Raw genomic sequence first — 21,241 nt, 5'->3', positions numbered from 1 at the left:
ACTGAGGCCATGCAACGACTTGATCTACTGACTGCGACGAACATGGCCAGCGATGCCATCCGCATCGCTCGGGAAACCGGGATCAAACCTCTGGGCGTCGCCGTAATGGATGCTGCCGGTCATCCCTTGGCGGTTTTGCGCGACGAAGACGCCACTTTCCTGCGCCCGCAAATCGCCATCGGCAAGGCGCGTGGCTGCTTGGGCATGGGTTTTGGCGGACGTGAGCTGGCGCGGCGCGCGCAGGCCATGCCGGCGTTTTTCGACGCTATCAACAGTTTGACCGGCGGCGAGGTTATTCCGGTAGCGGGCGGCGTGCTGATTCGAAATGCCGAGGGCATGATTCTCGGGGCCATCGGCATCAGCGGCGATACCTCGGACAATGACGAACGCTGCGCGTTACTGGCAATCGCCAAGGCTGGATTGGTCGCCGACAGCGGCGATCAACCAGAGGGCTGATCGAGCAATGCGGCCTGTTCCAGGAGCAGGCCGCGAAACCACTGCATGGCCGGGTCATGTTCTTGATAGGGATGCCATTGCAAGACTTGCACGGCCTCGGGAAAAGCCAACGGCGCCGGGTGGACGCGTAATGGATAACACTGGGCGAAGCGTTGCGCCTGTCGTTGAAACACCGTGGCAATGCGTGCGGTACCGACAATGAATTGCGGCATCAGCACAAAGCTTTCAACGGTCACCGCCACTCGCCGCTCAATGCCGAGCTCATGCAGGTGCACGGCATCCATTGCCAGGTTTTGCCCGTTGGCAAACTCGCGCACCACGTGCGCCGCGCCGCAAAAGTCGGCCAGGCTCAGTTGCTCGGCAAACTGTGGTTGTTGCGCGCAGACGATACAACAGAGCTGGTCAGTCATGAGCGGCACCTGGGGATAGGCCGGATTCAGCCGTCGTTGCGGCACGATCACGCAATCACTGCGCCGATAATCCAGCGCTTCGCTGACGACATCGCCGTCGCGTGGAACAGGCATGTCGCGCAGGCTCAAGCGAATACCCGGAGCGATACGCGCCAAAACACGGCTGACCGCTGGGAGCAGCACATCGGCGACGTAATCGGAGGCTACCAGAGTGATGTGCCGATCGCAGTTCGCCGGGTCAAAATTCAGCGGCGCGTCGACGATCTCCCGGGTCAGTGCCAACGCTGCACGCACTTTTGGCAGCAACTCCAGACCCAGCGCCGTGGGTTCCAGGCGGCGCCCCACTTGCACCAGTAACGGGTCGTTGAAATGTTCACGCAGGCGACCCAGTGCCGAACTGGCAGCTGACTGTCCCAGGCACAAACGCTCGGCCGCCCTGCTGACGCTGCATTCGCTCAGTAAAGCGTCGAGCGCAACCAAGAGATTAAGGTCGAGGCGTCGATATCGCATGTAGGTTCCGCTGAAGGTGATGGTGACGTTTTTGCCACTGTTTACGGGCAGGATCAAAACCGAATCATGACCTTAGCGAGCTGTGTACCCATGCGCCAATCGCATGCGTCGTTGGGAGGTATCGCTAACGAAGATACCAAGCGCCAGTGCGCGTGAATCAGTTACACAAGGGAAGCCACCAAACGTTGTTGCGATAGGTACTGATTCACCCTTTAGAAGAAGGTCGAACTGACCGAACGCTACATCAAACACTGCTTGGGATGAGCGATTGTAGAGCACGATGCCTTGCCCCTTTATGTAAGCGGAATGAGGGCGACCAGATCCGTATCACCTATGTCGACACCCGCTTGTGAAAGCAACGTTGTCACTTGTCCGCGGTGGTGCGTCTGATGGTTGAAAAAATGCATGACCAAGCCATAAAAGCTCCTGTCAGCGGGTATTCCTTTGATGCTTGTGTAATTGAGGGGGGCATCCATGTCCGGCTCTGCAATGGAGTCAGACCACTTTACAATTTGCTGATCAAGCCACACTCGATGTGCCGAAAGATCTCGGATATTCGAGAAAAGCAACTGGTCGAGGCTTTTGGGGGCAGGAAGCTGCTGAATCGGTGCCAGTGCCAAGTAGTTAGCAGGGTGCTTGGCGAATCGATTTAGCCAGACAGTGTCGCCGGCCACCACGTGGTTCAACGTCCCGAGAATTGAACCAAAGAATGCTTTCCTATCCACTGAGAGCTCTTCATCTGACAGGCTTCTGGCTGCCTCATAAATCTTTGCGTTCATCCATTCGTTATAGTTGGCCATCAGGCAAATATGACTGGTTCGGCTCATCGTCCTCGTCCTTTCAATGAATCGCTTGCAATCGATCCACGCTTATCTTGCATCCCAGCCCAGTGTTGCGCTTTGTTGTGAGGAACCGTCTGATCGTCTATGAAAGAAGCGCTCGCAACGGAGCTGGAATGGGTACAACTTCCTTACTTTCCGGTGAGACACAAACGTGTGTGACACTCGCTGTAAATGCCAGCACGCCTTCGCCTATAAACCCCTCAACCAAAAAAGTAAAAGAGTGCTCGCCCAACCTGGCCACGCCAACTTTAATAATCATTTCGTCATCCCACGTCACCGGAGCCAGCAACTCGATCGACATCGCACGCACCGGCGGCAATATATTAAAACTCATCACCGCTCTAAGCCCCGGCCCCCCTACCCATCTGTCGAGTGCTACACCAATGGCCTCTACAGCAAAATATGAGAATCGCGGGGTGTAAACCACCCCTGCCGGATCACAATCTCCGAACAAGATAGTTCTGCTTACAAAAACCGCATCAGGCATTTACTCCCCCCTACTCGCCAACGTCAGGCCGATATCGATGAGTTCTTCTCGCTCGGCCATCAAGGGCTTCTGCCTTTGATGGCCGGCGATTGTCCCCACATCAGCGACTCAAAGATTTTCGTCTAGCACCTAAGCACTTAGCTGCTTGAACCAGTCAAGACTCGCAACGGTAGTTCCAGAAGGACGGTATTCACATCCGATCCATCCTGCGTAGCCGCGCTGCTCCAGCGCCTCGAACAAGGCAGCAAAGTCGATACTCCCCGTTGCCGGCTCGTGACGACCCGGGCAATCGGCAATTTGCACATGCACGGTTCTGTCATAAAACCGCGCCAGCACATCCGCTGCGTCTCCAGTCAAAAGCTGGGCATGGTAAAGATCAAGAATCAGCCCGACACTCGGGAAGGTCTCCAGTACCTGTTGCGCCTTGCTGAAGTCGGACATGTAATAGCCCGGCATCGCCTCCGCGCTGATCACTTCGATAAGCGGCCGCAGCCCCTGGTCTTCCAAGTACTTGACCGCATATTCCAGGTTGCCAGCGTAGGTTCGCTCAGCGTCATTCTGCGTGGTGACGCCCGACATGATGTGGACATCCGCACACGCCAAGGTCTTTGCGTAGCGGGCGGCCTGGAGCAACCCGTCGCGAAACTCCTCGCCCCTGCCCTGTAACGCGGCGATGCCTTTGGTCACGCCCGCCGGGGCGGCGAACTGAATCAACGGCAAACTGTATTGGGCTAGATGGTCGGCAAGCAGACTGGCGTCGAATTCATACGGCGACGGGAACTCCACTGCCCGGAAACCGGCGGCTGCGGCGGCTTCGATGCGTTGCAGAAAAGGCAATTCATTGAATTGGAAACCGAGATGAGCATTGAACTTGAGCATTGGGTAATCATCCATCCTGGGAAGAAACGACATCATTAGCCTGGAGCATCCTTCACCGCTCCAGCACTGCACTATCGCAAGTGCGTTCAACGATTAAAACCAAGTTTCCATCTGGATGCCGTATTGCCACACGCCTCCCGCCTGGAAGTCGGACATGCCAAAGGAGTCGTTAGTACTGAACCTGTCCAGATCAGAAGACCAGTTCATGTAGCTGGCGAACACTCGCAACTCCGGACGCGTGAGTAGATCGCCAACGTCAAGCTTGAATGTCGGGGCGACCGTGAATTTCCAGAAGTTACCATCGACCGCATTACGTTGTAGATAGCCTTTAGGGTCGAGGTTCATGGTTTGCCAGCTCATTTCGTAGGCCATTTCAAAGTTGCTGTTGATTTTGTTGGCCAAGCGCACGTTGAGGGTCAGCCAGCGGTAGTCGTCACCTTTGACGTATCGATCCTTGCTCTGTTCGGCCAGCAAGCTGGGCCCGATGCGCCAGTCAGAGGTCAGCGGGGTCTCACCGTAAAGCGCCAGACGCAGCGCGCGGGCCTCGTCGATCAACTCACCGTCCGAGCCAACGTTCTTGACCTCGGCCCCCAGACCTTGCCCATAGAGCAGCGCCGTTTTGAAGAAGCCTTCCCTGCCGAAAAAGCTTTTCTGATGGTTGGCCAACATGCTGTGCAAACCGGAATCCGCAGGCGTCAAACCGGCTTTGTTGGTGCGGGTGCCGAAATCGTTTTTCTTGGCGCCGATGGCGTTGTACATCCACTGCCACTGGCCATCCTCGAAGAACTGGTTGGAGGTCAGGATGTAACTTTCCACATCGGCATTAATCCCGCCTTGGCTGAAATCTCCGTAGCTACGCCCAATCAACGAGTAATTCGAGCGCCAATGCTTGTTCATCTGCACATCGTAAATTCCACCGCCGGTGCCGGCCAGGTAAACGACGTCGGAGTCCAGCCAGTGGATATCGAAATTATCTCTATCGAAGCGCTTGCCCGCCCACAGCGTAGCGTTCTCGAAGACTGAATTGCCTTTGAACGCAGCGACATGATCGAGCGTGGCGAACAGCTGGCGCACGTTGAGGTTGCTTTCGTCGGCCGTCCAGTCATTGGAGCTTTCCACGCCGTCGGCGATGGAGACCGTGAACTTGGAACGGGTACCGTTTTGCGCATAGACCTCTTTCGACAGGTCGATACGCATGTAGGTGTCGTCCTCGTTACCGAGTCGCCCGACTGCCCCGCCCACCGAACCGGCCGGCGTTGTATAAGGGCCGCCACGCCCGCCACCCAGCCCCTCGTCAACCAGCAATCCGGAGCGCGCATAGCCGTTGAAGCTGAACCCATCGGTGAGGTTCCCAGTACTGCCCTCCTTTTCCAGGCTTTGCTGACGGGCTTCGAGTTTTGCCAGTCGGGTGTCCAGAGCAGGTGCCGAAATGGCTGTTGCGTTAGAGGCGACCGGTTGCAAGGGCGGCGTCGCGCGTTTGACCTGCTGCAATTCCTGGGCAAGTGCCTGGGTCTGCTGTTCGGCCGTGGCTGCACGCTTTTCCGCTGCGCTGGCACGCGCTTCAAGTGCGGCCATGCGCTCTTCCAGTGTCGCGCCCTGAGAAGCCGCCGCCGATGTGCCGAGCACGCCGACCAGTAGCCAGCTTGATCCTTTCTGCATGTTGATTCCCTGTTTTGTTTTTATTTTTTGGTTGCCGCAGTTGCCTTTTTTGCGTGAATCGCGAGTTGTCACAAACGACAAAAAAAGGATGCCTCCTCGCAAATACGCTGCTACATTTGGCGATGTTAACGTTAACTTTTCTAAAAACAAAAATAAAGGACGCTCGATGAAACACCTGAAATCGCTCCTGCCAGTCGCATTGATCACCCTGTCTGCCGCACTGCCATCCGTGTCGAACGCAACCGATCTGACGATCTCTTGCGGTGCGGTGGGTGCGGAGTTGCAACTGTGCAAAGAGGCCGTCGAGACATGGTCGAAACAGACCGGCAACAACGTCGAGGTGGTCTCCACGCCTAACTCGGCAACCGAAAGGTTGTCGTTCTACCAGCAGATCCTCAGTGCGCAGTCCACCGACATCGACATCATTCAAATCGACATGGTGTGGCCGGGGATGCTGGCCAAACACCTGCTGGATCTGCGGGAGGTGCTTCCCGCCAACGCGACCCAAGGCTATTTCCAGGCCCAGGTCGATAACGCCACGGTCAACGGCCGGCTGGTGACGATGCCGTGGTTCACCGACTCGGGGTTGCTGTATTACCGCAAGGACCTGCTTGAGAAATACAACAAACAGGTTCCTCAAACGTGGGAGGAAATGACCGCTACCGCCAGGGATGTGCAACAGGCTGAACGCAACGCCGGGAACGCCAATGCCTGGGGTTACATCTTTCAGGGACGTGCCTACGAGGGGCTGACGTGTAATGCGCTGGAGTGGATCAGTAGCCAACCGCAAGGCGGCCTGATCAATCAACGCGGCGACATCGTGGTCAACAGTCAGGCCTCGAGAGCGGCGTTGACCCTGGCGAAAAGCTGGGTCGGAGACATCTCTCCGCGTGGCGTGCTCAATTACACCGAGGAAGAAGGACGTGGCGTATTCCAGTCGGGCAATGCGCTGTTCATGCGTAACTGGCCTTATGTCTGGGCCTTGGTGCAAAGCCAGGACAGTGCCGTAAAAGACAAGGTCGGCGTCGCTCCCCTGCCCCGCGGCGGCGAAACCGGCGAGCATGCCTCCACCCTCGGTGGCTGGGGCCTGGCGGTATCGCGTTACAGCGCGCATCCCAAACTTGCCGCTGAGCTGGTGAGCTACCTGAGTAGTGCCCAAGAGCAAAAACGTCGAGCGCTGAAAGGCGGCTATAACCCGGTAATCGAGTCGCTGTATCAAGATCCCGAGTTGCTCGCGGCCATGCCTTATTACGCTCAACTGCACAGCATTCTCAACGCTGGGGTCATGCGCCCCGCCGCCATCACCGCCGATCGTTATCCACGGGTCTCCAATGCGTTCTTCGATCGGGTGCATGGCGTGCTGGCGGGCGAGTTGCCCGTCGATCAGGCACTGGCCGAACTGGAAAGCGAACTTACGCGCATCAAACGCCGGAACTGGTAAGCCACAAGGAAGGAAATCACCATGTCTGTCTCTACAACCCATGCCCTCTTTGACGAGCTGCTGCTCACGAGGGAAACGCCTGTACAACGTCGCCGGGTGCGCGCTGCCTGGCTGTTTCTGACGCCAATGCTGGTCTGCCTGGCCCTGGTCGCCGCCTGGCCGCTGCTGCGCACATTCTGGTTCAGTCTGACCGACGCCAGCCTGGCGGACACCGGTGGCGCAACCTTCATAGGCTTGAGCAATTATCTGTTGTTCAGCGGTTCCGGCTGGTCGGGCATCCTCGTCGATCCACAGTGGTGGAATGCAGTGCGCAACACGTTGTATTTCACGGTGGTCTCGGTGGGACTGGAGGTCGTGCTGGGGTTGTTGGTGGCGTTGCTGCTGAACATCAAATTCACCGGCCGTTCTCTGGTGCGGGCGTTGATTCTGATTCCGTGGGCGATTCCGACGATTGTCTCGGCGAAGATCTGGTCATGGATGCTCAACGACCAGTTCGGCATCATCAATCACCTGATGCTCAGCCTCGGCCTGATTGATGCTCCCCTGGCCTGGACGGCAGATGCCGACCTGTCGATGTGGGCGGTGATCATCGTTGATGTCTGGAAGACCGTGCCTTTCGTCACGCTGCTGATGCTGGCGGCCTTGCAGATGTTGCCGAGCGATTGCTACGAAGCGGCCAGGGTCGATGGCATTCATCCGCTGAAGGTGTTCTGGCGCGTCACCCTGCCACTGTTGATGCCTGCACTGCTGGTGGCGGCGATCTTTCGCATCCTTGATTCGCTGCGGGTATTCGACGTCATCTATGTGCTGACCTCGAACTCCTCAAGCACCATGAGCATGTCGGTGTATGCCCGCCAGCACTTGGTGGAGTTCCAGGATGTCGGTTACGGCAGCGCGGCGTCGACGCTGTTGTTTCTCGTGGTCGCGGTGATCGCCATGCTTTACCTCTACCTCGGACGCCGTCAACTGGAGGTCCGCGCATGAGCCCGCGCCTGCTGAAAAAAGCGCTGTTGCGCCTCGGATTCTGGTGCCTGATCGGGGTTTTGCTGCTGTATGCGGTTTTCCCGTTCTACTACGCCATCGTGACGTCGCTGAAGCCCTCCAGCGCCTTGTTCGAGGTGAGCTACTGGATCGAAAATCCTGACTTCTCCAATTACGCTGCGGTCCTCCACCAGGCCTCGTTCCTGCGAGCAATCGGTAATTCACTGGTGGTTGCGCTGTGCGTGGTCACCCTGGCGCTTTTCCTCAGCCTGACCGCTGCTTATGCCTTGGGCCGGGTGAAATTCCGTGGGCGTGGCACGGTGTTGATGATGGTGCTTGGCGTGTCGATGTTTCCCCAGGTCGCGGTGCTGTCGGGACTGTTCGAAGTGATCCGCGCCTTGGGCCTGTACAACACGTCGTGGGCGTTGATCCTCAGCTACACGATTTTCACCCTGCCCTTCACCGTCTGGGTGCTGACCACCTTTATGGGACAACTGCCCCATGAACTGGAGGAAGCGGCAATCATGGATGGTGCGTCGCCCTGGGTGACGCTGACCCGCGTGCTATTGCCGCTACTCTGGCCCGCCCTGATCACCACTGGCTTGTTGGCCTTCATCGCGGCGTGGAACGAGTTCCTGTTTGCCCTGACGTTCACCCTCACCGACAGCCAACGCACGGTGCCGGTGGCCATTGCCTTGATTTCCGGCGGCAGCCCCCATGAGTTGCCTTGGGGCTTGTTGATGGCCGCCTCGGTGCTGGTCACCGTCCCACTGGTGATTCTGGTGCTGATCTTCCAGCGCCGAATCGTTTCCGGCCTCACTGCCGGCGCGTTAAAGGGTTGATGCCCAATAAAGACAAGGAACCGCATCGTGATGAAATTGAAACTGGACAACGTGAACAAACAATTGGGCGGCGCGCGGATTCTTCGCGACATCAACCTGGAGATCGCTGCGGGTGAATTCGTGGTGTTCGTCGGCCCTTCGGGCTGCGGAAAGTCGACGCTGCTGCGGCTGATCGCCGGACTGGATTCGATCTGTGCCGGCGACCTGCTGATCGACGGGCGCCGGGTCAACGACCTGGAGCCGCGCGAGCGTGGCGTCGGCATGGTGTTTCAGTCCTATGCGCTGTACCCACACATGAGCGTCTACGACAACATCAGTTTTGGCCTCAAACTGGCCAAGACTGAAAAGAGCAGCCTGCGCGAGCGCGTACTGAAAACTGCGCAAATCCTGCAATTGGACAAACTGCTGCAACGCAAGCCAAAAGAGTTGTCTGGAGGGCAGCGTCAGCGTGTAGCAATGGGCAGAGCCATGGCGCGGGAACCGGACATTTTGTTGTTCGATGAGCCGCTCTCCAACCTGGATGCTTCCTTGCGGGTGCAGATGCGCAACGAAATCGCCCGGCTGCATGCGCGACTGCGCTCAACCATGATCTACGTCACCCACGATCAGGTCGAAGCGATGACCCTGGCCGACAAAATTGTCGTGCTCAATGGCGGTCACGTCGAGCAGGTCGGCTCACCGCGCGAACTCTACGAGCGCCCTGCCAGCCGCTTTGTCGCCGGTTTTCTCGGTTCGCCGAGAATGAATTTCCTGCCGGCCCGCCTGCATGCGCCGGGCGAAACCAGCCTGGTCGATGCAACTGTTTTGGGGATGACCACCCTGCCCTTCGACAGCTCGGACCTGGCGGCAGAAGCCTCGCTGAGCCTGGGCGTTCGTCCGGAACACCTGTCGCTCAAAGCGGCGCAGGGCACGGCAGGCGTCGTCGTGACCGGGGTCGAATACCTGGGCAGTGAAACCTATGTGCACCTGGATACCGGGCAGGACGAGCCACTTATCTGTCGTTGTGAAGTCAACGCCGGATGGCAGGCGGGCGATCGGGTCGAACTGCAGCTGGACATCAACAAGATCCATCTGTTCGACAGCGACGGCACGGCATTGAAGCGCCACCCGCACGCCATTGAATCCGCGCAGGATGACCTCTCTTTGCGCTCAGTCCGAGCAGGCGCCCTATGACCTTGTCTTTGAATACTCCGAGCGATCCCATGTCTTCGACCCTTGACCTTGCGCAGCGCGCCCTGGCTGACAGCCAGTCTCGCGTCATCGAGGATTATCTACCCGGTTATCATATTGCCCCGCCGGCAGGCTGGATGAACGACCCGAACGGGGTCGTGTACTTCCGTGGCGAATATCACGTTTTCTATCAGCATCACCCCTTCGATGCGAAATGGGGGCCGATGTATTGGGGCCACGCCAAGAGTGCCGATCTGGTGCATTGGCAACACCTGCCCATTGCGCTGGCACCCGGCGATGACTGCGACCGCGACGGCTGTTTTTCCGGGAGCGCCGTGGTCTGTGGCGATACCCTGGCGCTGATCTACACCGGGCACACCTGGCTGGGCGAAGTGGGTGACGAACGCTTGATCCGTCAAGTGCAGTGCCTGGCAACCAGTACCGATGGCATCCGCTTCGTCAAACACGGGGCCGTCATCGACAGCGCGCCGCAAGACGCCATCATGCACTTTCGTGACCCCAAGGTCTGGCAGGACGATGGTTATTGGTACCTGATTGCCGGCGCACGTTTGGGCGACAGACCGCTGCTGCCGTTGTACCGGTCCACGGATCTGCGCGTCTGGGAATTCCTCGACTATGTGTCCGCCGGCAGCGAAGGCGATGGCTATATGTGGGAATGCCCGGACCTGTTTCGCCTGAATGGACGCGATGTGCTGCTGTACTCTCCGCAAGGCATGCAAGCCGACGGTTACGATCGGCTCAACAAGTACCAGACCGGTTATCGAGTGGGCCAACTCGACAACCAGTGGCACTTCACGGGCGGGCCTTTTATCGAGCTGGATAACGGCCACGATTTCTATGCGGCGCAGACGCTGTTGGCCGCCGATGGTCGGCGCCTCATCTGGGCGTGGCTGGACATGTGGGAAAGCCCGATGCCCAGCCAGGCCCATCACTGGTGCGGCATGCTCGGATTGCCCCGCGAACTTGAGCTGCGCGCCGATCGCCTTTGCGTGTATCCGGCACGGGAGCTCAGCGCGCTGCGAATGGCGCAATTGCCGGGTACGCCGTGGTGGGGAGATTCGGGAACTCGCTGGGTACCGCAAGTAAACGGCGACATGCTCGAAATCCATGTGCATCTGGATCTGCTCGGCTGCACTGACGGCCACCTGGGAGTCGCTTTGCGTTGCAGCGACGATGGCCGTGAAGAAACCCTGCTCTATTACGATGCATCACTGCAGCGTCTGGTGCTTGATCGCAGCCGCTCGGGTGCGCAAGTCACAGGCCAGCGCAGCGTGGCGATAGACCCGACACAAGAGCGCCTGGAACTGCGCGTGTTTCTTGATCGCTCATCCATCGAGGTATTCGACGAAAACGGCCGCTTCAGCCTCAGCAGTCGCCTCTATCCGCGTTCCGACAGTCTGGGCGTGAAGCTGGTGGCAAGCGGGAGTGGCGGACGCGTCTCGATTGCCAAGGCATGGCCGCTCGGTTCTGCATGGTCATGAGCGGCGTCATTCGGGTCGCGAGAAGCCCGGGCCCTGTGTCATGATTCTGCGTCAACCTGACCGGCCGCACCTCGCATGACTTCAGTGAAAGACGTTGCACAACTGGCCGGCGTGTCCCTGATGACGGTGTCTCGAGCGCTCAATACTCCGGAAAAACTGAGCCCCGAAACCCTTCTACGGGTGCGTCGTGCCATTGATGAACTGCAATTCGTACCCAGCCTGTCAGCGCGCAAGATGCGCGGTGACAACCTGCAGTCGCGAACCATCGGTGTGTTCGCGCTGGACACTGCGACCACGCCCTTCGCGGTCGAACTGCTGCTGTCCATTGAGCAGACCGCGCAACAGGCCGGCTGGAATGTCTTTATCCTCAACCTGCTCAGCAACCCGCCCACCGACCAGAACATCGACCTGATGCTGTCGCACCGTCCGGACGGCTTGATCTTCAGCGCCATGGGATTTCGCCAGGTCAGCATTCCCGAGCGCTTGAAGAGCAAGCCTTTAGTGCTTGCCAATTGTCTGGCAGATGACAGCAGCCTCGTCAGCTATGTACCCGACGACGAAATGGGCCAGTATCGCGCCGTACACCACGCGTTGAGCCTCGGCTACCAGCGTCCGCTGTGTATCAATCTGCCGAAACAAAGTCTGGCATGGGGGCTGCGACAAAAAGGCCTGCAGCGTGCCTGTCAGGCATTTGGCCTAGCGCCTGAAATGCTCTTGCAATACGACCTTTCCGATCATGATGCCTATGGTGAAACAGCCGCCATTCTCGACCGGCATGTCATTGATGGTCGTCCCCAATTTGATATTTTGATCTGCGGCAACGACCGCATTGCCTTTTGTGCCTATCAGTTGTTGTTGGGGCGTGGCCTGAAAATTCCCGACGATGTTGCCGTCCTCGGCTACGACAACATGATCGGCATTGCCGAGTTGTTCATCCCTCCGCTGACCACCGTGCAACTGCCGTACTACGACATTGGGCGCCAGGCTGCACGGCATCTGATCGAGACCCTGGAGCTTTCGGGCACTCAGCGAGTTGACTGTCCATTGGTGGTCAGGACATCACTGTAAGAGTGGGTCAGCTCGCTGATAGCACGCTTTTGATTTTCCGAGTGGAATCAGAAATCCACTGTCGCTGAAAGCAGATAAGTTCTCGGTGTCGACAACGTCAACCCCGGTTCACTGTCATCCGAAGCGCCTGCTGAACTCCAGTAGCTTTTATCCAGAACGTTCTCGACATTGGCGCGCAGGGTGATGTTTTTTTCATCGACTTTGAAGGCGTACCGCGTACCCACGTCGAAGCGCTCCCAAGCGTCGATCTCCTTCTCGTTCGACTGATCCAGATACTGCGAACTGGAATAGATGCCACGGGTTGTCAGCGTCAGCCCCTGCACACTCGGCACGTCCCACTCTGCGCCCAGATTGACGTTGTATTTCGGCGTCGCCGGCGCACGGTTGCCGTCGAACGTGCCGTTGGTGGTGTGGGTCAGCTCGCTGTCGATGTACATCACGCCGCCGAGCAACCGGACGCCTTTGAGCGGTTCGCCAAACATGCTCAGCTCCACGCCGTTGTTCTGTCGTTTGCCGTTCGGGCCGAAGACCCGGGTCGTGGCGTTGGTTTCATAGGCGGGTTGCTTGATCCTGAATACTGCTGCCGTTAAAGCATACGAACCGGCGTCGTACTTGGCTCCGATCTCGACCTGACGGCTGATAAACGGCGGGAAGATTTCGTCTTCGTTCACTGACGTTGACGGCGCAATCTTGCCTTGGCTCAGGCCTTCCATGTAGTTGGCGTAGAGCGACAGCTTGTCAGTCGCCTTGAACAGTATGCCGCCCGAGGGCGAAACCTTTTCCTCGTCGTAAGCCGTGTCGCCTTTGACGTCATCGCTCCAGTCATCGACTTTCACTCGTTGCCAGCGCGCACCGAGGGTTAACAGAAGCCGATCATCAAAGAAGCCCAAGGTGTCGGACAACGCCACGCCGCTGAAGCGGTTTTCGGTGTACACCTTGGCGTCGTAGCGCGTCGGCGTACCGGGTTTGGCGGTTTCCACCGGGTCATACAGATTGCTGCGCCCGGCCGCATAACGCGCGCCGCCATTCTCGAAATCCATATAAAAGTAGCTGGCCACCAGATTGACCTCATGGCTCACCGGCCCGGTATGGAACCAGTTGCGCACGCCGGCCGTGGCCGTGCGCACGTTTTCGTCGCGGGTGAAGTCGCGCGGCAGTACGCTGAAATCACCGGCATCGTTGGTGACGGAAACGGCGTGGCGCAAGAAGTCATGATTACTTTTGCGCGCGCCGACGCCGCCGTACAGCATCACCGAATCATTGACGTCGAACTCAGCGTTGAGCGTGCCGAAGGTGTCCTCGGTTTTCGCCTGAGTCCACGGTTGCGCGTAGTTGCGATGCACCTTGTTCGCGCTCGGAACCTTGGCATTGGCCGCGACCTGCACGCGCTCCTGCGGCGCGTCGGTGTCGCGTTCGGTGTGACCGATATCGGTCGAAAGTCGCAAGCGCTCACCGCGAAAATCCAGGCCGAGCACGGCCATGTCGCGGTCGACACTTTGATCATCCCACTCGGTATCACCGGACTGTTTGACGCCGTTGAAGCGCAGGCCGAACTGATTGTCCTCACCGAACCGCCGGCCGACATCCACCGCGCCGCCGACCTGATTGTTCGATGCATAGTTGGCCGTCAGCGAGGTGATCGGTTTGTCGGTGGCACGCTTGGGCACCACATTGATGCCTCCGCCCACGCTACCCCGTGGCGAGATGCCGTTAATGAGTTGGCTCGGGCCTTTCAGAATGTCGACGCGATCGGCCATTTCCATGTCGATCGTGTAAGTCGGCAGCACCCCATAGAGGCCGTTATAGGCGACGTCGCTGTTGAACAAACTGAAACCACGGATGGTGAACTGCTCGTAACGTCCACCGGCCGGATTGGTCGCGCGCACCGAAGGGTCGCTGGCGATCAGATCGCCCAGCGTGCGCGCCTGTTGGTTTTTCACCGTCTCGCTGGTGTAGGTAGTCATGCTGAACGGGGTTTCCATGAAGTCTTTCGACCCCAGCAAACCCTGCGAGCCACGCCGCGCGACTTGGCCGCCGGCAAACACATCGGCATCGCTGGAACCGGTGGCACCGAGAATCGACGTCGGCGCCAGTTGCAGGCTGCTGCCCTCGGCGGCTGGAATCAGTGTATAGGCCTGCTCACCCAGCGGTTGCAGTTGCAGACCGGAACCCAGCAACAAGCGAGCGAACCCCTCCTCCACAGCGAATTCACCGGACAAGCCGTTGCTGTTGCGGCCACGCACCAGTGCCGGATCGACCGACAGATTGACCCCGGCCAACCCGGCAAAGCGGGTCAGTGCGGCGCTCAAACTACCGGCCGGCACCTGGTAACTGCGCCGAGCGGCGTCTTCGGCCCAACTGGACTGGATCAACACAGGGCTGGCACTCAGGCTCAGCAGGAGGCTCAACTGCAACAACGGACGCAAACGACTTGGGAATACTGCGGGCATTGGAAGAAGCTCTCGATTTTGTTCACTTACCTGCAATGACCGGTGAGGCGAAAAAAAGGGACAGGCTTCAGACGAAATTTTTTCGCGGCGCCAGCGTTACCCAGAAACGCGTGCGCGAATGCACCTCCAACGGCAGGCTCGCCGCCAGCAGCGTCAGCACTTTATCGGTGTCGTCGAGGCGGAAACTGCCGGTGACACGCAGACGTTCAAGTGCCGGCTCCCAGCGCAGATGCCCCGAGCGATAACGGCTCAACTCGCGAAGAAAGTCCCCCAACGGCTGGTTTTGCGCCATCAACACACCGTCACGCCAGCCCGGCATTTTGGCGTCGAACAGCGCGACCGACCCGGCGCCGGAAGCCTGCAGATTGACCTGTTGCCCGGCGTTCAACTGCAGCGCCGGCCCGTGCAACGGCTGCAATTGCACCGAACCGCTGACCACCGACACGGTGCAATCACGCTGGTTGAGGCGCACGCAGACTTCGCTGCGGCTGACAATGATCCGACCGTACGGCGCGTTGACCGTCAACGCCGTGCTACCCGGAACGTTGAGCGCCATTTCGCCGCGCACCAACGTCAACTGACGGCTGGCCAGATCGACGTTCACCGCACTGGCGGTGTTCAGTTGCAAGGTGCTGCCGTCGGCCAGCCGTGTTCGCGTGTGTTCGCCGGTGGAAGTCTGCAAATCCGCGCGCCAGACGTCGAGCGGCAACTGGCGACTGATCAACCACGCCGTCGGCACCAGCGCCGCCAGACCCAGCGCCCTTTTCAGAGCTGCACGCCGCGCCAGATCCGGGCGATCGAGTGTGGCCATGGCCAATTCTGCTGGCAGACTGGAAAAGCGCTGGCGCAGTAATTGAATCTTCTGCCAGGTGTTTTCATGGCGGCTATCGCTGTCGCGCCAGTGCTTCAGTCGCACGTGATCGGCTTCACTGGCCTCGCCGGATTCGAGCAATGCCAACCACTGTGCGGCGGCACGGGCAACTTCGCGCGATTCGGTGCTGGGCGCAACACGCATCATAGATCCAACATCAAGCAATGTTCGTAAGCCATTGCCATGTAACGTTTTATACTGCGTTCAGAAACCTGCAGCCGTTCGGCAATTTCACGGTAAGCGAGGCCTTCGAGCTGACTCAGGAGAAAGGCCCGACGCACCGCTCGCGGCAAACCATCGAGCAGCTCATCCAGCGCTTGCAGGGTTTCCAGCAGCAGCCAACGTTGCTCGGGCGACGGCACGAATTCCTCGGGCAACTGCGCGAGTGCTTCGAGATAGGCCTTTTCCAGGCTGCGGCGGGTGTAGAAATTGCTCAGCAGGCGTTTGCCCACGGTCAGCAGATACGCGCGCGGCTCGCGCATATCTGCAATCGGCTGAGCGCTGCACAGCACGCGCAAGAAGGTATCCTGGCTCAGGTCCGCCGCATCCCACGCGTTGCCCATGCGCCGCCGCAGCCAGGTTTCCAGCCAGCCTCGATGGTCGCGATACAGTTCGTGCAGGTGCTGCGGCGATGGCGTCGCTGCTTCAGTCATCTCAAGAGTCCTGCGCGAAGTCAGTTTCAAATGAGAGTGATTCTATTTAACTTGAGCGCCGACACAAAGCCTTTTTAACCGCGACAGCTTTCATGAGCGCTTCAAGGTCTCGCTCGGCAACTCCTTGAACAACGCCCGGTAACTGCTGGAAAACCTTCCCAAATGCCAGAACGACCAGTGCATCGCCACCTCCGCCACGGTGGTTTCCGTGGGTCGGCGCTTGAGCAATTCACGGTGTGCGCTGTTCAACCGGCGCAGGCGCAGCCAGTGACTCGGGGTCATCCCGGTGTAGGCCTTGAACGCCTGCTGCAATTGGCGCAACGGCACCCCGGCCACTTGCGAAAGCTCCAGCAGATTGACCGTGTCTTCCGGCGAATCGGCCGCCCACTCCCCTACCCGTTTCATGATCATCCGCTCTTCAGTACGCCGCTGTAATCCGCCGCGATCAAGACTGGTGTGAGCGTTGTCGAGAATGAACAGACAGTCTTCGAGCAGTTGCTTTGTCAGCGCATCTTTATCAAGCAGATCAACAGCTTGCGACATCTTCGTGAGAGTCGAGCTTAACCAGCGACTGAACAAGGCGTTCTGCCCGCAGTTGAGTTGGGTCATGAACAACCCTTCGAGTTTCGCCACATTCAGACCGTGCTGGCGAACAAATTCCGGACCGAACACCACGGCGATTTCCTGGTAGTTCTCCGGGGTGATCCAGATGTTGCGGCTCTCTTCATTGAGCAGATACAGCGCGTTGTCACTGCGATCGAAACAGAACGCCAAAGCACCCGACGGCGCGCTGAAGTTCTGCTCGACGCGGGTGTTCATCTGCTCTTCGTAGACCTCGACGCCCTGCAGATCCAGATAGCGGATCTGCCCGGCGAAATGGCCCGGCGACATCTGTTGGTAATGCTGGACCCAGCCCGGTGTGGCGCGGACTTGTTCGGCCACATCGGCGGTGTTGAACGCTTGAACCTGGAGCGAATTGCACGTTGTCATGGGGTGACCTTGCGCACTCTTTTGGTGCGCTTTGGTGCTGCTTAAAGTGGATAGATGGAACTGCAAGGCTCGCCCAAGATAGTCGTCAACGCGCCACAGGGGAAGGGGCGGAAGATGAAACCCGCCCTCCCCGGCGTCTATAAAACCAATAACGAGGTCTTTATGAATGCCCCTTTCGATCAGCTGTTCACGTGGCTGAAAGATCACAAGATTACCGAAGTCGAATGTGTGGTCAGCGACCTGACCGGCATTGCCCGCGGCAAGATCGCACCGACCAACAAGTTCCTGCATGAGCGAGGCATGCGCCTGCCGGAAAGTGTCCTGCTGCAAACGGTAACCGGGGATTTTGTCGACGACGACATCTACTACGACCTGCTCGATCCTGCCGATATCGACATGGTCTGCAAGCCCGTAGCTGACGCGGTCTACGTGATTCCGTGGGCGATCGAGCCGACCGCCATCGTCATCCACGACACCTTCGACAAGTTCGGCAACCCGATCGAACTGTCGCCGCGCAACGTGTTGAAGAAAGTCTTGCAGCTGTACACCGACAAAGGCTGGAAGCCGATTGTGGCGCCGGAAATGGAGTTCTACCTGACCCAACGCTGCGAAGACCCGGATCTGCCGCTGAAGGCACCGCTGGGCCGCTCGGGCCGTGCTGAAAGCGGTCGGCAGTCGTTCTCCATCGATGCCGCCAACGAATTCGATCCGTTGTTCGAAGACGTCTACGACTGGTGCGAACTGCAAGGCCTGGACCTCGACACGCTGATCCACGAAGACGGCCCGGCGCAGATGGAAATCAACTTCCGTCACGGCGACGCCCTCGATCTGGCGGACCAGATCACTGTGTTCAAGCGCACCATGCGTGAGGCCGCACTCAAGCACAACGTTGCGGCGACATTCATGGCCAAGCCGATCGGCGACGAGCCGGGCAGCGCCATGCACATTCACCAGAGCGTGGTGGACATCGCCACGGGCAAACCGATCTTTGCTAACGCTGACGGGCAGATGAGCGAACTGTTCCTGCATTACATCGGTGGTTTGCAGAAGTACATCCCGAAAGTGCTGCCGATGTTCGCCCCAAACGTCAACTCGTTCCGCCGCTTCCTGCCGGACACCTCGGCGCCGGTCAACGTCGAATGGGGCGAAGAAAACCGCACCGTCGGCCTGCGTGTGCCAACGTCCAGCCCGGAAGCCATGCGTGTGGAAAACCGTCTGCCGGGCGCCGATGCCAACCCGTACCTGGCAATCGCCGCGAGCCTGCTCTGCGGTTACATCGGCATGGTTGAAGGCATCGCGCCGAGCGCTGCGGTACAAGGCCGCGCTTACGAACGTCGCAATCTGCGCCTGCCGATCACCATCGAAGAAGCGCTGACGCAAATGGAAGAGTGCGAAGCCGTTGCGCAATACCTCGGCGACAAGTTTGTCCGTGGCTATGTCGCGGTAAAGCGTGCCGAGCATGAAAACTTCAAACGCGTGATCAGTTCGTGGGAGCGTGAGTTCCTGATGCTGAGCGTCTGAGCAAAGCCAAAAGATCCCCTGTGTCGATCGTTCCCACGCAGAGCGTGGGAACGATCATTCGAAAAAGAGGTGTCGAAATGCGTCTGTTGAAATCCGTACTCCCGGTCGCCCTGAGCGTGCTGTTCAGCGCGGTAGCCCAAGCTCAACCCCAGGTCAGCGTCTACAACTGGACCGACTACATCGGCGAAACCACCCTCGCCGACTTCCAGAGCCAAACCGGGATCAAGGTGATCTACGACGTTTTCGACTCCAACGAAACCCTGGAAGGCAAACTGCTCGCCGGTCGCACTGGCTACGACGTGGTCGTGCCGTCCAACCATTTCCTCGCCCGTCAGGTGAAAGCCGGCGCGTTCCTCAAACTGGATCGCGAGCAACTGCCGAACTTCAAGAACCTCGACCCGAAACTGCTCGAACTGCTGGAGAAAAACGACCCGGGCAACGAGCACTCGGTGCCGTACCTGTGGGGCACTAACGGCATCGGCTACAACGTCGACAAGGTCAAGCAAGTGCTGGGCGTCGACCACATCGATTCCTGGGCCGTGCTGTTCGAGCCTGAGAACCTGAAGAAACTCAGCCAGTGCGGGGTGTCGATGATGGACTCCGCCGACGAAGTCTTCCCGGCGGTACTCAATTACATGGGCATGGACCCGCGCAGCGAAAACCCGGAAGACTATAAAAAGGCTGAAGCGAAACTGCTGAGCATCCGTCCATACATCACCTATTTCCATTCTTCGAAATACGTGTCGGATCTGGCCAACGGCGATATTTGCGTAGCCTTCGGTTACTCCGGCGACGTGTTCCAGGCCGCCAACCGCGCCAAGGAAGCCAAGAACGGCGTGAACATCGCTTACGCCATTCCGAAAGAAGGCGCCAATCTCTGGTTTGATCTGTTGGCCATCCCCGCCGATGCGAGCAACACCAAAGAAGCGCACGCTTTCATCAATTACCTGCTTGATCCGCAAGTGATCGCCAAAGTCAGCGCTTCGGTCGGTTACGCCAACCCGAACCCGGCCGCCAAGCAATACATGGATCAAGAGCTGGTCAACAACCCTGAGGTTTACCCATCCCAGGCAGTGCTGGACAAGCTCTACATCTCATCTACCCCGCCCCAGGCGATCATGCGTCTGATGACCCGGTCCTGGAGCAAAGTGAAGTCGAACAAATGAATCAGTACACCCAAGAACACGCTCGCTCTTACTACGCCGCTTCGGCCCGGGCGAGCACACCTTATCCGCTGCTGGACGGTGACTTGACTGCCGATGTCTGCGTGATCGGCGGCGGATTCACCGGGGTCAACACGGCCATCGAACTGGCGCAACGCGGGTTGTCGGTGGTGTTGATCGAAGCCCGGCGCATCGGCTGGGGCGCCAGTGGGCGCAATGGTGGCCAGTTGATTCGCGGGATCGGTCATGAGGTCACGGGGTTCGCCAAGTATGTCGGTCAGGAAGGCGTGCGTTACTTGCAGCGCGCCGGCATCGATTCGGTCGAACTGGTGCGTCAGCGCATCGGCGACAACGGCATCGAATGTGATCTGCGCTGGGGCTTTTGCGATCTGGCCAACACCCCGGCGCAGTTCGCTGCCTTCAAGGATGAATTGGTCGACCTCGCCGAACTCGGCTATGCCCATGAAACCCGCCTGATCGGCCCGGAGCAGGTGCGCCAGCAGGTGGTCAACTCCGACATCTATGCCGGTGGCCTGGTCGACATGGGGTCCGGTCATCTGCATCCGCTGGATTTGGTGCAAGGCGAAGCGCGACTTGCAGCATCGTTGGGCGTAAGGATTTTCGAGCAGAGTGAAGTGCTGGAAATCATCCATGGCCCGACCGTGCAGGTGCGTTGCGCCAAGGGCTCAGTGCGTGCCGGCAGTCTGGTGCTCGGCTGCAATGCGCATCTGGACGAACTCGAACAGCAACTCAGTGGCAAGGTGCTGCCGGCCGGCAGTTACATCATCGCCACCGAACCGTTGTCCGAGGCGCGCGCCGCGCAACTGATCCCGCACAATCTGGCGGTGTGCGACCAGAAAGTCGGCCTCGATTACTACCGGCTTTCGGCGGACCGGCGCCTGCTGTTCGGCGGTGCCTGCCACTATTCCGGGCGTGATCCGGCGGACATCGCCGCTTACATGCGCCCGAAGATGCTCAAGGTCTTCCCGCAACTGGCCGACGTGCGCATCGATTACCAGTGGGGCGGCAAGATTGGCATCACCGCCAACCGTTTTCCACAGGTCGGCCGGCTCAAGCAGCACCCGAACGTGTTCTATGCGCAGGGCTATTCCGGCCATGGCCTGAACGTCACGCACTGGTGCGCGAAACTGCTCGGCGAGGCGATTCATGCCGGTCACAGCCAAGGCATGGATGTGTTCAGCGGCGTGCCGCACATGACCTTCCCGGGCGGTCCGGCCTTGCGTTCGCCACTGCTGGCACTGGGGATGTTCTGGTATCGCCTGCGGGAAATGCTCGGCTGACAGCACAAACCGCGCTGACACGATCTAATCGATCCCGGCTTTGAT

General features: G+C 58.9%; 19 protein-coding genes. 10 read left to right on the top strand and 9 right to left on the bottom strand.

The window, feature by feature from the left end; genetic code table 11:
* The first annotated feature begins 9 nt into the window (after positions 1–9).
* Positions 10–456 carry a heme-binding protein gene (locus LOY43_RS14035; protein ID WP_258709878.1) on the top strand — a complete coding sequence of 149 codons (447 nt, stop codon included), beginning with the start codon at positions 10–12 and terminating at the stop codon, positions 454–456.
* On the opposite strand, the gene LOY43_RS14030 is transcribed toward LOY43_RS14035, so the two are convergent.
* From LOY43_RS14030 to LOY43_RS14010, 5 genes are all read right to left on the bottom strand, one after another.
* On the bottom strand, positions 441–1,376 hold the full coding sequence (locus tag LOY43_RS14030; protein WP_258709932.1) for a LysR family transcriptional regulator: 936 nt from the start codon (positions 1,374–1,376) through the stop codon (positions 441–443). The two genes, LOY43_RS14035 and LOY43_RS14030, sit on opposite strands and share 16 nt — an antisense overlap.
* A gap of 293 nt (positions 1,377–1,669) precedes the next feature.
* Positions 1,670–2,203 carry a DinB family protein gene (locus LOY43_RS14025; RefSeq protein WP_258709877.1) on the bottom strand — a complete coding sequence of 178 codons (534 nt, stop codon included), beginning with the start codon at positions 2,201–2,203 and terminating at the stop codon, positions 1,670–1,672.
* A 97-nt stretch (positions 2,204–2,300) separates the two neighbouring features.
* Positions 2,301–2,705 (bottom strand): thioesterase family protein, encoded by a 405-nt coding sequence (locus LOY43_RS14020; RefSeq protein WP_258709876.1) that lies wholly within the window; start codon positions 2,703–2,705, stop codon positions 2,301–2,303.
* A gap of 129 nt (positions 2,706–2,834) precedes the next feature.
* Positions 2,835–3,584, bottom strand: coding sequence for a hydroxypyruvate isomerase family protein (locus tag LOY43_RS14015; RefSeq protein ID WP_258709875.1), 750 nt, complete (start codon positions 3,582–3,584; stop codon positions 2,835–2,837).
* Between the two features lie 93 nt (positions 3,585–3,677).
* Entirely contained in the window at positions 3,678–5,243 is a 1,566-nt protein-coding gene (locus tag LOY43_RS14010) for a carbohydrate porin (RefSeq protein WP_258709874.1), read from the bottom strand.
* 166 nt (positions 5,244–5,409) lie between these two features.
* Between LOY43_RS14010 and LOY43_RS14005 the strand changes: the two genes are divergently transcribed.
* The 6 genes from LOY43_RS14005 (at position 5,410) to LOY43_RS13980 (ending at position 12,247) form a co-directional block, all read left to right on the top strand.
* The gene (locus tag LOY43_RS14005; RefSeq protein WP_095048930.1) at positions 5,410–6,684 is read left to right on the top strand and encodes an ABC transporter substrate-binding protein; all 1,275 of its coding nucleotides are present in this window, start codon (positions 5,410–5,412) and stop codon (positions 6,682–6,684) included.
* A 21-nt stretch (positions 6,685–6,705) separates the two neighbouring features.
* Positions 6,706–7,668: a carbohydrate ABC transporter permease gene (locus LOY43_RS14000; RefSeq protein ID WP_258709873.1), complete on the top strand. Its 963-nt coding sequence runs from the start codon at positions 6,706–6,708 to the stop codon at positions 7,666–7,668.
* Positions 7,665–8,507 carry a carbohydrate ABC transporter permease gene (locus tag LOY43_RS13995; RefSeq protein WP_095048928.1) on the top strand — a complete coding sequence of 281 codons (843 nt, stop codon included), beginning with the start codon at positions 7,665–7,667 and terminating at the stop codon, positions 8,505–8,507. The genes LOY43_RS14000 and LOY43_RS13995 overlap by 4 nt, the downstream gene beginning before the upstream one ends.
* A 27-nt stretch (positions 8,508–8,534) precedes the next feature.
* Positions 8,535–9,680, top strand: coding sequence for an ABC transporter ATP-binding protein (locus LOY43_RS13990; protein WP_256579899.1), 1,146 nt, complete (start codon positions 8,535–8,537; stop codon positions 9,678–9,680).
* A 29-nt stretch (positions 9,681–9,709) separates the two neighbouring features.
* Positions 9,710–11,179 carry a glycoside hydrolase family 32 protein gene (locus tag LOY43_RS13985; protein WP_408980838.1) on the top strand — a complete coding sequence of 490 codons (1,470 nt, stop codon included), beginning with the start codon at positions 9,710–9,712 and terminating at the stop codon, positions 11,177–11,179.
* Positions 11,180–11,254: 75 nt separating this feature from the next.
* Positions 11,255–12,247, top strand: coding sequence for a LacI family DNA-binding transcriptional regulator (locus LOY43_RS13980; RefSeq protein WP_258709871.1), 993 nt, complete (start codon positions 11,255–11,257; stop codon positions 12,245–12,247).
* Between the two features lie 47 nt (positions 12,248–12,294).
* Here LOY43_RS13980 and LOY43_RS13975 read toward each other — a convergent pair whose 3' ends face one another.
* The 4 genes from LOY43_RS13975 to LOY43_RS13960 all read right to left on the bottom strand — a co-directional run bounded on the left by LOY43_RS13975 (position 12,295) and on the right by LOY43_RS13960 (position 17,211).
* Positions 12,295–14,697 (bottom strand): TonB-dependent siderophore receptor, encoded by a 2,403-nt coding sequence (locus LOY43_RS13975; RefSeq protein WP_258709870.1) that lies wholly within the window; start codon positions 14,695–14,697, stop codon positions 12,295–12,297.
* A gap of 67 nt (positions 14,698–14,764) precedes the next feature.
* Positions 14,765–15,712, bottom strand: coding sequence for a FecR domain-containing protein (locus LOY43_RS13970; protein WP_258709869.1), 948 nt, complete (start codon positions 15,710–15,712; stop codon positions 14,765–14,767).
* Positions 15,712–16,221, bottom strand: coding sequence for a sigma-70 family RNA polymerase sigma factor (locus tag LOY43_RS13965; RefSeq protein ID WP_258709868.1), 510 nt, complete (start codon positions 16,219–16,221; stop codon positions 15,712–15,714). The genes LOY43_RS13970 and LOY43_RS13965 overlap by 1 nt, the downstream gene beginning before the upstream one ends.
* A gap of 90 nt (positions 16,222–16,311) precedes the next feature.
* Positions 16,312–17,211 (bottom strand): helix-turn-helix domain-containing protein, encoded by a 900-nt coding sequence (locus tag LOY43_RS13960; protein WP_220556164.1) that lies wholly within the window; start codon positions 17,209–17,211, stop codon positions 16,312–16,314.
* 162 nt (positions 17,212–17,373) lie between these two features.
* Here LOY43_RS13960 and LOY43_RS13955 point away from each other — a divergent pair, with 162 nt between their 5' ends.
* The 3 genes from LOY43_RS13955 to LOY43_RS13945 all read left to right on the top strand — a co-directional run bounded on the left by LOY43_RS13955 (position 17,374) and on the right by LOY43_RS13945 (position 21,196).
* On the top strand, positions 17,374–18,732 hold the full coding sequence (locus tag LOY43_RS13955) for a glutamine synthetase family protein (RefSeq protein WP_258709867.1): 1,359 nt from the start codon (positions 17,374–17,376) through the stop codon (positions 18,730–18,732).
* Between the two features lie 77 nt (positions 18,733–18,809).
* Complete coding sequence (locus LOY43_RS13950; protein WP_258709866.1) at positions 18,810–19,898, top strand: polyamine ABC transporter substrate-binding protein; 1,089 nt, start codon at positions 18,810–18,812, stop codon at positions 19,896–19,898.
* Positions 19,895–21,196 (top strand): FAD-binding oxidoreductase, encoded by a 1,302-nt coding sequence (locus tag LOY43_RS13945; protein WP_258709865.1) that lies wholly within the window; start codon positions 19,895–19,897, stop codon positions 21,194–21,196. The genes LOY43_RS13950 and LOY43_RS13945 overlap by 4 nt, the downstream gene beginning before the upstream one ends.
* Positions 21,197–21,241 lie beyond the last annotated feature (45 nt).

Source organism: Pseudomonas sp. B21-041 (assembly GCF_024748675.1).
Taxonomy (GTDB): domain Bacteria; phylum Pseudomonadota; class Gammaproteobacteria; order Pseudomonadales; family Pseudomonadaceae; genus Aquipseudomonas; species Aquipseudomonas neuropathica.
This window is presented reverse-complemented; position numbering and strand designations above follow the sequence as displayed.